15 protein-coding genes are annotated in these 13,632 nt (G+C 62.9%); 2 read left to right on the forward strand and 13 right to left on the reverse strand.

The features are described from left to right. Position 1 precedes the first annotated feature (1 nt). Together QTL96_RS21880 and QTL96_RS21885 are read left to right on the forward strand one after the other, a co-directional pair. Positions 2-3,298, forward strand: coding sequence for an efflux RND transporter permease subunit (locus QTL96_RS21880; protein ID WP_289729192.1), 3,297 nt, complete (start codon positions 2-4; stop codon positions 3,296-3,298). A gap of 145 nt (positions 3,299-3,443) precedes the next feature. Next, the gene (locus QTL96_RS21885) at positions 3,444-4,154 is read left to right on the forward strand and encodes a Crp/Fnr family transcriptional regulator (protein ID WP_113197468.1); all 711 of its coding nucleotides are present in this window, start codon (positions 3,444-3,446) and stop codon (positions 4,152-4,154) included. Here QTL96_RS21885 and ureG read toward each other — a convergent pair. From ureG to urtD, 13 genes are all read right to left on the reverse strand, one after another. Further along, complete coding sequence (ureG, locus tag QTL96_RS21890) at positions 4,132-4,743, reverse strand: urease accessory protein UreG (RefSeq protein ID WP_018897109.1); 612 nt, start codon at positions 4,741-4,743, stop codon at positions 4,132-4,134. The two genes, QTL96_RS21885 and ureG, sit on opposite strands and share 23 nt — an antisense overlap. Before the next feature lie 91 nt (positions 4,744-4,834). Then, positions 4,835-5,506, reverse strand: coding sequence for an urease accessory protein UreF (locus tag QTL96_RS21895; protein ID WP_289729193.1), 672 nt, complete (start codon positions 5,504-5,506; stop codon positions 4,835-4,837). Positions 5,507-5,509: 3 nt separating this feature from the next. Further along, positions 5,510-6,022, reverse strand: coding sequence for an urease accessory protein UreE (gene ureE, locus QTL96_RS21900; protein ID WP_112980396.1), 513 nt, complete (start codon positions 6,020-6,022; stop codon positions 5,510-5,512). Between the two features lie 103 nt (positions 6,023-6,125). After that, a complete protein-coding gene (locus QTL96_RS21905) occupies positions 6,126-6,956 on the reverse strand; it encodes a GGDEF domain-containing protein (protein ID WP_113008316.1) in 831 nt (276 codons plus the stop codon). A 341-nt stretch (positions 6,957-7,297) separates the two neighbouring features. Then, positions 7,298-9,007 carry an urease subunit alpha gene (gene ureC / locus QTL96_RS21910; RefSeq protein WP_289729194.1) on the reverse strand — a complete coding sequence of 570 codons (1,710 nt, stop codon included), beginning with the start codon at positions 9,005-9,007 and terminating at the stop codon, positions 7,298-7,300. Between the two features lie 3 nt (positions 9,008-9,010). Then, positions 9,011-9,634 (reverse strand): Urease operon accessory protein, encoded by a 624-nt coding sequence (locus tag QTL96_RS21915; RefSeq protein WP_289729284.1) that lies wholly within the window; start codon positions 9,632-9,634, stop codon positions 9,011-9,013. Between the two features lie 16 nt (positions 9,635-9,650). Next, positions 9,651-10,043 carry a lysozyme inhibitor LprI family protein gene (locus tag QTL96_RS21920; protein WP_289729285.1) on the reverse strand — a complete coding sequence of 131 codons (393 nt, stop codon included), beginning with the start codon at positions 10,041-10,043 and terminating at the stop codon, positions 9,651-9,653. Between the two features lie 38 nt (positions 10,044-10,081). Beyond that, positions 10,082-10,387, reverse strand: coding sequence for an urease subunit beta (locus tag QTL96_RS21925; protein WP_047514525.1), 306 nt, complete (start codon positions 10,385-10,387; stop codon positions 10,082-10,084). A 10-nt stretch (positions 10,388-10,397) separates the two neighbouring features. After that, a complete protein-coding gene (locus tag QTL96_RS21930; protein ID WP_065691154.1) occupies positions 10,398-10,652 on the reverse strand; it encodes a DUF1272 domain-containing protein in 255 nt (84 codons plus the stop codon). Positions 10,653-10,658: 6 nt separating this feature from the next. Beyond that, the gene (locus QTL96_RS21935) at positions 10,659-10,961 is read right to left on the reverse strand and encodes an urease subunit gamma (RefSeq protein WP_018897100.1); all 303 of its coding nucleotides are present in this window, start codon (positions 10,959-10,961) and stop codon (positions 10,659-10,661) included. A 20-nt stretch (positions 10,962-10,981) separates the two neighbouring features. Then, positions 10,982-11,803 carry an urease accessory protein UreD gene (locus tag QTL96_RS21940; RefSeq protein ID WP_289729195.1) on the reverse strand — a complete coding sequence of 274 codons (822 nt, stop codon included), beginning with the start codon at positions 11,801-11,803 and terminating at the stop codon, positions 10,982-10,984. Positions 11,804-11,964: 161 nt separating this feature from the next. Further along, entirely contained in the window at positions 11,965-12,660 is a 696-nt protein-coding gene (urtE, locus tag QTL96_RS21945) for an urea ABC transporter ATP-binding subunit UrtE (protein WP_018897098.1), read from the reverse strand. Positions 12,661-12,863: 203 nt separating this feature from the next. Next, positions 12,864-13,619 carry an urea ABC transporter ATP-binding protein UrtD gene (gene urtD / locus QTL96_RS21950; protein WP_018897097.1) on the reverse strand — a complete coding sequence of 252 codons (756 nt, stop codon included), beginning with the start codon at positions 13,617-13,619 and terminating at the stop codon, positions 12,864-12,866. Positions 13,620-13,632 lie beyond the last annotated feature (13 nt).

Raw genomic sequence — 13,632 nt, forward strand, 5'->3', positions numbered from 1 at the left:
CATGAATTTCTCCGCATGGTCGATCCGAAATCCGATTGCGCCGCTGCTCGCCTTCGCGCTGCTGGTGTTCGTGGGCATCCAGGCCTTCTACAAGCTGCCGATCACCCGCTTCCCGAATATCGACGTTCCCGTCGTTTCCATCACCGTCACGCAGAGCGGCGCCTCACCGGCCGAGCTCGAAATGCAGGTGACGAAGGAGGTCGAGGACGCGGTCGCCTCCATCAGCGGCATCGATGAAATCCAGTCGACGGTCACCGACGGCCAGTCGCAGACGGTCGTCGTCTTCCGCATCGAGAAGCCGACCGCCGAAGCCGTTCAGGACACCAAGGACGCCGTCGACAAGATCCGCAGCGATCTGCCCGCCGGCATCGAGGAGCCGATCGTCACCAAGGTCGATGTCGAAGGACAGGCGATCCAGACCTTTGCCGTCTCCTCCCCCAACATGACGCTCGAGGAGCTGTCCTGGTTCGTCGACGACACCGTCAAGCGCGCCCTTCAAGGTCAGCCCGGCATCGGCCGTATCGACCGCTACGGCGGCGCCGACCGCGAAGTGCGTGTCTCACTCGATCCCGGCAAACTCGACGCCTATGGCATCACCGCCGCCGACGTAAACCAGCAGCTGCGCGGCACCAACGTCAACCTCGGCTCCGGCCGCGGCCAGGTCGCCGGGAACGAACAAACGATCCGCACGCTCGGCGATACGCGCGACGTCTCGCAGCTCAACACCACCACGATCAGCCTGCCCAACGGTCGGTTCGTCAAGCTCTCCGAGCTCGGCACGATCGACGACACTTACGAGGAGCAGAAGTCCTTCTCGCGCTTCAACGGTACACCGTCGGTCACCTTCGCCGTCTTCCGCGCCAAGGGCGCCAGCGAAGTCTCGGTCGCCGAAACCGTATCGGAAAGCCTGACGGAAATCCGCAAGGCCAATCCGAACGTCAAGATCGAGATGGTGGATGACAGCGTCTACTTCACCTACGGCAACTACGAGGCAGCTCTTCACACGCTGATCGAAGGCTCGATCCTCGCTGTCATCGTCGTCTTCTTCTTCCTGCGCAACTGGCGCGCGACGCTGATCGCCGCCGTGGCGCTGCCTCTGTCGGCCATTCCGACCTTCTGGATCATGGATATCATGGGGTTCTCGCTGAACCTCGTGAGCTTCCTCGCGCTGACGCTGGCAACCGGTATTCTCGTCGACGACGCGATCGTCGAGATCGAGAACATCGCCCGCCATATCAAGATGGGCAAGACGCCCTACAAGGCAGCGCTGGAAGCGGCAGACGAAATCGGCCTCGCCGTTATCGCCACCAGCTTCACCATCATCGCCGTCTTCGTGCCGGTGTCGTTCATGCCAGGCATCGCCGGCCAGTACTTCATCCAGTTCGGCCTGACGGTCGCCTTCTCGGTCTTCTTCTCGCTCGTCGTGGCGCGTCTCATCACACCCTTGATGGCCGCCTATCTGATGCGCGCGGAAGACGGCATGGAAGACCATCACGACAATGACGGCACGATCATGCGCGGCTATACGCGCCTGGTCACCGGCACCACGCGCAAATGGTACTGGCGCTACACCACGCTGCTCTGCGCCATCGCCTTCCTGATCGGCTCGATGATGTTGCTCAGCCGCGTACCCGGCAGCTTCATGCCGCCGGACGATTCCTCGCGCGTCGTGCTCTCCGTCGAACTGCCGCCGAACGCCACGCTTGAGGATACGGCCGCCGCTTCGACCAAGGTCTACGACGCCGTGCGTGGGATCGACGGTGTGGAAAGCGTCTTCGTTCTCGGCGGCGCCTCGCCCAAGGGCGATCTGGAGCTTCGCCGCGCCACCGTGCGCGTCATCCTCGGCAATATCGATCACTCGCTGCTGAAGACCCTCGTCAACAAGGGTCTCGGCGGACTGCCCATCATCGGCAACCTGATCCCGAAGATGGAAGAACACGGCCGCACGCGTCCGCAGTGGGATGTCGAGAAGGATATCTTCGCCGCCGTGCGCGGTATCCCTGACGTGCGCATCTCCAAGGTCAACGACCGCGCCGAGCGCGACCTCACCTTCAACTTCCTCTCCTCCAACGAGGACGATCTGAACGAGGCCGTCAGCCTGCTGGAATCGAAGCTGCGCGCGTCGCCGATCCTGGCCAACGTCTCCTCCGAAGGCGCCCTGCCCCGTCCGGAGCTGCAGATCCGCCCACGCATGGCCGAGGCCTCCCGCCTTGGTATCACGCCGCAGCAGATCTCCGAGACGATCCGCGTCGCCACCATCGGCGATATCGACGCCAACCTCGCCAAGATCTCGCTCGACGACCGGCAGATCCCGATCCGCGTGCAGGCATCGCTCGATGTCCGCCGCGATCTGGCCGCCATCCGCGCCATCAAGATCAAGACGGCGAGCGGCGCCAGCGTACCGCTCTACAGCGTCGCCGATGTGGACTATTCGGAAGGCCCGAGCTCGATCAAACGCAACAACCGCAACCGCGTCGTCGCCATCGGCTCCGACGTGCCCTTCGGCACCGCGCTCGATACCTCGACCGCCGAGTTCAAGCGCATCGTATCGGAAACCGAGCTGCCGAAGAGCGTGCATCTGGCCGAAAGCGGTGACGCCAAGGTTCAGGGCGAAATGGTCCAGAGCTTCGGCAATGCCATGCTGATGGGCCTGATGCTGGTTCTGGTCGTGCTGATCCTGCTCTTCAAGGATGTGATCCAGCCCTTCACCATCCTGTTCTCGCTGCCGCTTGCGATCGGCGGCGTCGCACTGGCGCTGATCGTCACCCAGAACGCGCTCTCCATGCCTGTTCTGATCGGTATCCTGATGCTGATGGGTATCGTCACCAAGAACGCCATCCTGCTCGTCGATTTCGCGATCGAGATGAAGCGGCATGGGATGGAGCGTGTCGAAGCCATGGTGGAAGCCGGCCGCAAGCGCGCCCGCCCGATCATCATGACCTCGATCGCCATGTCGGCGGGCATGCTTCCCTCGGCGCTCGGTGTCGGCGAAGGTGGCTCGTTCCGCTCACCGATGGCGATCGCCGTGATCGGCGGCATCATCGTCTCGACGGTGCTCTCGCTCGTCGTCGTGCCCTCCTTCTTCCTGATCATGGACGATCTTTCCCGCCTGCTCGGCTGGCTGTTCGGTCGCCTTGTCGGCAAGAAGGACGAGGAGCAGCTGCCGCTCTCGCCGGAGGAACTCACCACCGCCGTCACCAGCCTCGACGGCCGCGTCACCGCGATCGAGAAGCCCGACGACAAGAAGGGCAAAGCCGGCGGCAACGTCGTCCGGCTGCCACCCTTCGCGGCGGAGTAAACGGATCATACGGAAAAGCCGGGGTTCGCCCCGGCTTTTTCATTTCTTGCTCCCACTTGATGCAGATCAACTTTCCCCATGGCCATTCCGGCTATTTTAGCCGAATGGCAGGCGCGGCCTGCGACCGACGAATGTGGAGAAAGAGATGACGACGGGCTTGAAACTGAGCAATGTCCACAAGACCATGCTTGGCGAAACCATTCTTTTTTCCGGCCTCAACCGGGATGAACGCAACGCGCTTCTCGCCTGCGCGACCATCGTGCGCTACCAGATGCACGACATCCTGTTTCACCAGGGCGAACGGGGCGAGTATTTCTATTGCGTGCTGACGGGCTTCGCCCGGCTCTACCGGCTTGGCGGCGACAATCAGGAAGGCGATATCCGCATCTGCGAGCCCGGCGACAGCTTTGCCGAATGCCTGGTCACGGATGGCGGCGATTATCGCTATGGCGCCCAGGCCATGGAGCACTCGATCTTCGCCCGCTTCAATCTCGAACAGGTGCGGGCACTGGTCGAGCACCGACCGCACATCGGCATCGCGATCATGCGCAGCCTCTCGCAGCACCTGCTATCGACGATCGATTGCCTGGCGAGCGACCGCATGCAGACCGCACCCCAGCGGGTCGCGACCTATCTGCTCACCCATTGCAAGCCGGAAGGCCTGGCGGCGAAGATGCGGCTTCCCTTCCAGAAGAGCCTTTTGGCGCGCAAGCTCGGGCTGGCACCCGAGGCCCTCTCCCGCGCCTTCTCATCTCTGCGCGCCGCCGGCGTTACCGTCAGCGGCCGCTCAATCGAGATCAGCAATCTCAACGTCCTGAAGACGATCCCGGCGATTACAAGCCGCCATGCACCTTGAGGAAGTCGACGATGGCGCCGATGCCGTCGCCGCGTTTCATGTCTGAGAACACGAAGGGGCGTGTGGCGCGCATGCGCGTCGCGTCCCGGTCCATCACGTCGAGATCGGCGCCAACATAAGGCGCGAGGTCCTTTTTGTTGATGACGAGAAGGTCCGACTTGGTGATGCCAGGCCCGCCCTTGCGCGGGATTTCCTCGCCCTGGCAAACAGAGATCACATAGATGGTGATGTCGGCAAGATCGGGCGAGAAGGTCGCCGCCAAATTGTCGCCGCCTGATTCGATGAAGACCACGTCGAGATCGGGAATGCGCTCGTTGAGACCGGCGATGGCCTGCAGGTTGATCGTCGCGTCCTCGCGAATGGCGGTGTGCGGGCAGCCGCCCGTTTCGACGCCGACGATACGCTCCGACGGCAGCGCCTGCATGCGCATCAGCGCCTCTGCATCCTCGGTCGTGTAGATATCGTTGGTGACGACGGCGACCGAATACTGGTCGCGCATCGCCTTGCAGAGCTTTTCCGTCAGCGCCGTCTTGCCCGAGCCGACCGGTCCACCGATGCCGACCCGCAGAGGTCCATTTCCTGATTTCATATCGTGCACTCCAATCGAGAATAATCATAGCGCGTCAACCGCAAGGCGGCCACCGGCAAATGGCACAGATCGTTAGCGACAAGCGCCGTTGTCACGACCGAAAAAGCCGCGTCGATTGCGTCTCGTGCCGTAGCGAGACGATATCGGCCTGCACCGTCGCCGAGCCTAATTCATCGAGCGTCGAGCCCGCCGCCCGCCGCGCGAGCAGAGCGATATCCCCTTCCCGCGCCGCCATGATCGCGACACCATCCTTCTGCCCAGCAACGCCGAGCCGGATGCCGGCGGAAACAGCCTGCGAGACATAGGCATGCAAGAAGGCAGCGACCGCCTTTTCAGCGCCGATCCCATGCGCACCGGACACGGCGCCGACGGCAACAGGATAAGCCACATGTTTCGGCAGCCGTGTGAACACCGCATCAGGCCATGCGCCGGCCGCCGACAGGAAAGCGTCGCCGAGCAGCATCGTCTCCTGATGCCGCTCGCGCGATCCCGCCAACGCCTCGGCAAGCTCGGCCACCTCAAACAGCGCAGAGGCGTTGTCCTGCACCCTGTTGCTTTCGGCAAGCAGCACGACATCGTTCCAGACGGCGCCGTGATCCATCATGGCACCAAGCCAATCGCTGAGCGAGGCGGCATCGTGCACGAGCCCATCATGCACCGCCCGCTCCAGCCCGCCCGAATAGGCGAACGAGCCCACCGGAAAAGCCGGCGAAAGCCATGCCATCAACCGCAGCAGCGCCTGCAGATCACCGTTCTCGGTCATGGCTCAGTCGTGCGAATGATTGTGCCCATGATCATGTCCATGGTCGTGCCCATGCCCGTGATCATGTCCATGCGAATGGCTGCCATGGGAATGATAGGCGCCCCGCGCCGGCTGGAACGGCTCGGTGACATCCGAGACCGTCGCGCCCAGTCCCTCGAGCATGGCGCGGATGACATGGTCGCGCAGGATCAGGATACGCTCTTCCTCGATCTGCGCACCCAGATGCCGGTTGCCCAGATGCCAGGCGAGCTCAATCAGATGCAGGCGATCGCGCGCCTTGATCTCGAAAAGCTTCTCGTCGGCTGCAACGATCTCCACCAGTTCGCCATCGCCGAGCACCAGCATGTCGCCATTGGCGAAAAGCACCGGCTCCTTGAGGTCGAGCATGACCATCTCGCCATTGTCGAGATGCAGCAGCTTGCGCCGGAGATGCCTCAGATCATGCGGCAGCACGACCTTGTGCGTGGGGTGGGAAGACGGCGTGCCGGCCGGCAGATAGGAGGTGATGTACTGCATGATGTGTCCATTCCGGTTCAGGCGAGGAGCATGCAAAATCGGCTGGAATCGCGCAAGGGTCAAAACGCCGGTTTGCGCACTATACGCGTGTCGTTGCAACGCTTTAGTGAATAGCGGACGACCTGCCGTCGACATTGGTTTCATCCTGGCTGAGCCGCATGCGGCGCTGCAGCCCCTCATCCTCGTGGACGACGCGATTGCGGCCGAGCGTCTTCGCCAGATAGAGCGCCTTGTCGGCTGCGGTATAGGCAGCCTGCCTGCTTCGCCCATCAAAAAGCTCCGCGATGCCGGCCGACATCGTGACATTGAAGCTGCAGCCATCGAGCGCGATCGTCCGTTCGGCAAGCCGGTTGCAGGCGGCCCGGATCTGCGCCACTCGCTCCTCCTTCAGCGGCGCGATGACGACAACCCCGAACTCTTCGCCGCCGAGCCGCGCAATAGTCGAATCCGAGCTGAAGGCCGCCGACAGCTCCGCGGCGACAGCGACGATAACAGCATCGCCGCAGGCATGCCCGTAGCGATCGTTGACAGCCTTGAAGCGGTCCACATCGAAGATCGCGAGACAGGCCGGCTCATCGACATCATCGAGCGCCTCGGTGAACGCCCGCCTGTTCAATAGGCCGGACAGCATGTCGGTGCGGCTCAGCTGTTCGAACTCGGCGCGCGAGACGCTGAGCTGATGCATCGCATAACCCGCGACCAGGGCCAGCGCTCCCGATACGATCCCGCCGATCACCCAGGATAGCGCCACGCCATAGATCACCGCATGCTCCAGCGAAACCGGCAGCATGCCCGCCCAATCGAGCGGCAACAGCAGCACCGCGATGACAAGCGAGGAGAGCATCACCGCGGCGAAACTCATCTTCAGCGCATAGGTGTAAATCGTCAGGCGATTCCTGAAATCGCCGAGCTCCGCCTCGAGTAAAATGTGCATCCGAATCGACCTTCTAGCCCCTCGCCAAGTCTATTGATGAGACACGAACCGCTGCCGGGGTCTTAAGGGAATCACTCGGATTTTAGCGAGTTTTGTAAATTGTTCGTGCGCTGCACAATGGATCGAAACGCGACGAAAATGGCCTTGGAAATGGCCGCGAGGCGGCGCATCTAAGAAATTGATAAATCACAGTTTTCAGGATTTCAACGGTCAGCGCGTCCCATTTCGGACGCAACGCCCCATGGTGGAACAGCACACAATCACGATACAACTTTAAGAATGCATTGCTAAACGTGTATAAAGACATTGGCCGGCACCGGGGCGCCGGCCATTAAAGCTGATCAATACATGAAGTAACGCTGCGCCATCGGCAGCGAGGTCGCCGGTTCGCAGGTAAGCAGTTCACCGTCGGCGCGTACCTCGTATGTCTCCGGATCGACCTCGATATGGGGCGTCAGGCTGTTGTGGATCATCGACGCCTTGGAGATGCCGCCGCGCGTGTTCTTGATGGCGACAAGGTCCTTGGCGACGCCGAGGCGACCCTTGAGGCCGGCGTCGAGCGAAGCCTGGCTGACGAAGGTGACCGACGAATTGGTGCGCAGCTTGCCATAGGCGGCGAACATCGGGCGGTAGTGCATCGGCTGCGGCGTCGGGATCGAGGCGTTCGGATCGCCCATCGGGGCGGCCGCGATCGAGCCGGCGAGCAGAACCATCTCCGGCTTCACGCCGAAGAAAGCCGGGTTCCAGAGCACGAGGTCGGCGCGCTTGCCGACTTCGATCGAGCCGATCTCGTGGCTGACACCCTGGGCGATCGCCGGGTTGATCGTATACTTGGCGATGTAGCGGCGGACGCGGAAGTTATCGTTATCCCCCGTCTCCTCTTTCAGCGGACCACGCTGGCGCTTCATTTTGTCAGCCGTCTGCCAGGTGCGGATCGCGACCTCACCGACGCGGCCCATCGCCTGGCTGTCGGACGAGATGATCGAGAAGGCGCCGATATCGTGGAGAATGTCTTCGGCCGCGATCGTTTCCTTGCGGATGCGGCTTTCGGCAAAGGCAATGTCCTCGGGGATCGACGGCGACAAATGATGGCAGACCATCAGCATGTCGAGATGCTCGGCGACGGTGTTGACCGTATAGGGCCGCGTCGGGTTGGTCGACGACGGAATGACGTTCGACTGGCCGCAGATCTTGATGATGTCAGGCGCGTGGCCGCCGCCCGCCCCTTCCGTGTGGAAGGCGTGGATGGTGCGGCCCTTGAGCGCCCCGATCGTATCCTCGACGAAGCCGCTTTCGTTCAGCGTGTCGGTGTGGATCATCACCTGGATATCGTATTCGTCGGCAACCGAGAGGCAGCAATCGATCGCAGCCGGCGTCGTACCCCAGTCCTCGTGCAGCTTCAGCGACGACGCGCCGGCCAGCACCATCTCCTCGAGTGCGGCCGGCAGCGAGGCGTTGCCCTTGCCCGCGAGCGCGAGGTTCATCGGAAAGCCGTCGAAGCTTTCGATCATCCGCTCGATATGCCAGGCGCCGGTGCAGGTGGTGGCGAGCGTGCCATGCGCCGGGCCGCTGCCGCCGCCAAGCATGCAGGTGATGCCGGACATCAGCGCTTCCTCGATCTGCTGCGGGCAGATGTAATGGATATGCGCGTCCATGCCGCCGGCGGTGATGATCTTGCCCTCGCCGGCGATCGCCTCGGTCGACGGGCCGACCATGATGTTGACACCCGGCTGCGTGTCCGGATTGCCGGCCTTGCCGATGGCGTGGATGCGACCGTTCTTCAGCCCGATATCGGCCTTGACGATACCTGTGTGGTCGATGATCACGACATTGGTGATGACGGTATCGACGGCGCCTTGCGCCCGCGTTGCCTGGCTCTGCCCCATGCCGTCGCGAATGACCTTGCCGCCGCCGAACTTCACCTCTTCGCCGTAGGTGGTGAAATCCTTCTCGATCTCGATGAAGAGCTCGGTATCGGCAAGCCGCACCTTGTCGCCGGTGGTCGGGCCGAACATGCCGGCATAGGCGGCGCGGGAAATCTTGTAGGGCATGGGTCAGGCTCCTTGGGAGGACGAACGGGATGCGGACGGATAAAACCGCGTGACGCGGCCTGCGGCGACGTAAGCGTCGACGAGCTGCCTTTCGGCGGCGAAGGGATGCCACTCCCAGCCTTGATGGCCGAAGCCGACAAGCGCGATCGGGGCATCGGGAAATCGGTTCATGACCTCAGCGATCACGATCATGCCGCTGCTCGGCACGACGTAAGGCGCGGGGTCAAATGCGGCCAGCGCCTGGTCGGCGCCATCATGAATCACTTTGTCAACGACCACATGTGCCTTGCCAGCGTCCTTGCAGAAGCTGCTGAATTGACTCGTATAGTCGTCGCAGAAATCGTCGAGTTCGGGATGCGAAATGGCCAGCGGGCCCTTGAGCGCCGCGAACTTCTCCGGATCGCGCACGCTCCAGATCTCCGAAGCCTCGACCACGGCGGGATGCGCACGCCACGCCTCGGATGACAGCATCGCCTTGGCGGGACGGCCGGTGTTGCAGACGGCGACGACGTCAGTGCGGCCGGGGCTTGCCTCATAGGATCGGCATTCGTTGAACCGGATGACGAAGCGTGCTGCGGCAACAGCCGCGGCCCCATCCGCACCGATCTCACCATTGCCGACGATCATGATGCTCTCTGCCACTTCAGTTGCTCATCGCGTCTTCGAGCGTCTTCAGCTCCTTGGTCCTGGCATCGGTCACGTTGGCGATGCAGCCGGCAACCAGCATCGGCTCCATCGTGCCGCCACGCGCCTGAAAGCCGGCCGCCTCGCATTGCGCATCACGGTAGGCAATCCAAGCGCGCTGGGCGGTGACCAGAGCTTTCTCCGCCCCCTTCATGTCGCCATCCTGATCCTTGTCGATGGCGACCATGGCGGCGCGGGTCTTCTTGTATTGAACGTTGAGCGCCTTGTCGGCCTCGTCCTGCCGCGCCCGCTCGCAGAGCGTCATGTCGGTCTGCGTCGTCGGGCTCTTGCAGTCGATTTCCTCGGCGCCGGCGCCACCGGCAGCCATCAGCGCCAGCAGGCCGAAACCCATAGGCATAAAGAAACGCATCATCTCCTCCCGAGACATGATCACAGCTTGCCCATCACCAGCTGGCGGAAGCCATAGACTTCGCGCTTGCCGGATAGCGGAATGAGCGTCACCGAGCGCGTCTGCCCCGGCTCGAAGCGCACAGCGGTGCCGGCCGGAATATCGAGCCGCATGCCATGCGCCTTCTCGCGATCGAAGGAGAGCCCGGCATTGGTCTCGCCGAAATGATAATGGCTGCCGACCTGCACCGGACGGTCGCCGGTGTTCGACACCTCGATGGTCACGGTCGGCGCGCCGGCGTTGAGTTCGATTTCGCCGGGTGCGGCAATGATTTCGCCTGGGATCATGATTTTCTCCTCACGCAGCCTTCACGGGCGCGCAGCCCTCGGCCTTCAGCACGCGTTTCGTCGATGCCGGGTTGTTGATGAGCTTGGCCGCCGGGCGCACCGGCCTGCGCACCAGTTCGCCGCCGCAATTCGGGCAGATGCCTGAGAGCACGTTGTCGGCACAATCAGCGCAATAGGTGCACTCGAAGCTGCACATCATGGCTTCGCGGCTTTCGGGCGGCAGGTCCTTGTCGCAGCACTCACAATTGGGTCGAAGCTCGAGCATGATGGCTCAGCGGATCGGTTCGTGAACAGTGACAAGCTTGGTTCCGTCAGGGAACGTCGCTTCCACCTGCACGTCGTGGATCATCTCGGCGATGCCATCCATCACCTGGTCGCGGCCGATGACATGGGCGCCGGCTTCCATCAGCTCGGCCACCGGCCGGCCGTCACGCGCGCCTTCGACGACGTAGTCGGTAATCAGCGCGATCGCCTCGGGATAGTTGAGCTTGACGCCCCGCTCCAGCCGCCGCCGCGCGACCATCGCCGCCATCGAAATCAACAGCTTGTCTTTTTCTCTTGGTGTGAGGTTCATCGTGCATCCATCTGCTTGAACTAGAGATTCCAGACTTTCGGCACAGGCGCGCCGTTGCGCAAGGCTGAAATGATCGGGATCAGGATTTTTCGAAGTGCGAAGCCATCCGACGCCGCAAGCCGGACGACGAGCTTGCCCGCCCAGCAGCTTGCGCCGCCCATATGACCATCGAGCAACGGCCTCACCGCATTGAGATAGCCTTCCGCCTGCGGCCCGACATAAAGCAACGTGGCGAAGGCGACCTGGCCCGACAGCACCGCCTGCTCCCGCGTCAGCGGCTGGACCTCGCCCGCGAGCCTCAGATCCTCGGCATGGCAGAGCCGGCCTTCCTTTCGGATACGCCAGCGGTCGCGGAACAGCCCGGAGACAACCGCCTCGCCCATCGCCTTGCGCCCGAGAAGGATCGCCTCGACCGCCAGAAACTCCGCCCCTTCGTCGAGATCGACATCGAGCCGCCGATAGAGCGAGGAGCGATCGAAGAGGATGGTTTCCTGCGGCAGCCAGTCTACGCGCGCATTGGCGCCGACCTGGATTTTGGTAGTGATCTCGGCGGTGCCGGCGGACGCCTTGTAGATCTTCTCGCAGGCCTGCGTGGTCACGTCGATGCGCGTGCCCGGACCGGCCACGACGCTCCAGTCCATGCGGTCGCCGCCGGTGAGCCCGCCGGCCGTATTGATGATGACGGCTTCCATCGAGGCATCGAAGGTATCGGGCAGCCGGATCTTCGCTGCACCCTCCTGATAAAGCTCGCGGATGCGCGTGCGCCCGCCCAGCGACTTCGCGGCCAGATGCCCGCGGCCTTCGGCCCTTTGCGGTCTGGTGGCTGCCGCGGCGTTCGTCATTCCATGCCCTTTTCATGCCGCCGGTTTGCCCGGCCGTTCTCATTCAATCCTGTAACTGATTGAAAGCAAGCAATTTCCATGCCGCACCAAGGACACAGCGATCCCGGCGCCGGCCAGCCGCGCGGATATCGTCGAGTGCCTTTAAAAGCGGCGAATGCCGATCAGACGGTCAGATGCCGGCGCGCCTCGGGTGTATCCAGCGTCTCCGCCAGCCCCTCGTGCACGATCTCGCCGCGATCCATGATGTAGACGTAATCGGCAAGCTCCCGGCAGAAATCGAGATACTGCTCGACCAGCAGGATCGCCATGCCGGTGCTATCGCGCAGATAGCGGATCGCCCGGCCGATATCCTTGATGATCGACGGCTGGATGCCCTCGGTCGGCTCATCGAGCACGAGGATCTTCGGCCGCGTCACCATCGCCCGCCCGATCGCCAGCTGCTGCTGCTGTCCACCCGAGAGGTCGCCGCCGCGCCGCCCGAGCATGGTCTGCAGCACGGGAAACAGGCTGAAGATGTCGTCGGGGATATTCTTGTCGCGGCGCGTAAGCGGGGCGAAGCCGGTCTCGAGATTTTCCTTCACCGTCAGCAACGGAAAGATCTCGCGCCCCTGCGGGACATAGCCGATGCCCTGCTTGGCGCGCGCATAGGGCGCAAGGCCGTTGAGCTTGGTGTCGTTGAAGGTCACCGTGCCAGACGACAGCGGATGTTGGCCGGTGACGGCGCGCAGCAGCGAGCTCTTGCCGACACCGTTGCGGCCGAGCACGCAGGTGATCTTGCCCATCTCCGCCTTCAGCGAGATGCCGCGCAGCGCCTGCGCCGCGCCATAGTGGAGGTTTGCGTTTTCGACGGTCAGCATGGTTTTCCCCTATGATCGCTTGCGGTTGTGGCGCCCCCCTCTGCCCTGCCGGGCATCTCCCCCACAGGTGGGGAGATTGGCTGGGCGCACCCGCTCGCTCGAACGGCTATTGATTGACGAGACGCCCGCCACAGGTCGATCTCCCCCCTTGTGGGGGAGATGCCCGGCAGGGCAGAGGGGGGGTAATCCTTGCTCAACGCTCATCACCGCCCCAGATAATTCTCGATCACCTTCGGATCGGAACTCACAAAATCGATCGACCCTTCAGCCAGCACCGAGCCTTCAGCGAGACACGTCACCTTCACCCCAAGGTCACGGATAAACCCCATGTCGTGCTCGACGACCACAACAGACCGCGTCTTGGCGATCTCCTTCAACAGGATCGCCGTCTCCGCCGTCTCCGCATCCGTCATCCCGGCTACCGGCTCGTCGACCAGCAACAACTTCGGCTCCTGCGCCAAAAGCATGCCGATCTCCAGCCACTGCTTCTGCCCATGGCTCAGATTGGCCGCGAGATCATCGCGGCGATGCGTCAGGCGAACGGTCGCGAGGATTTCGTCGATGCGCGACCGGTCCTCGCTCGACAGCCGGTAGAACAGCGTCGAAAACACCCCGCGCCTGCGGTTCAGCGCCAGCTCGATATTGTCCCAAACCGTATGGCTTTCGAACACCGTCGGCTTCTGGAACTTGCGGCCGATGCCGAGCTGGGCGATGTCGGCCTCGTCGAGCTTGGTGAGATCGGTCTGACCGTTGAAGAACACCTGCCCGGTATCGGGCCGCGTCTTGCCGGTGATGATGTCCATCATCGTCGTCTTGCCGGCGCCGTTCGGGCCGATGATGGCGCGAAGTTCGCCAGGCTCGATGACGATCGACAGCGAATTCAGCGCCTTGAAGCCATCGAAGGAGACGGAGACGTTGTCGAGATAGAGAACGCTGTTGGGTTTGACGTCAGGGATCATGGCGCTCACTCCG

Source organism: Rhizobium sp. S163, assembly GCF_030380805.1.
Taxonomy (GTDB): Bacteria; Pseudomonadota; Alphaproteobacteria; order Rhizobiales; family Rhizobiaceae; genus Rhizobium.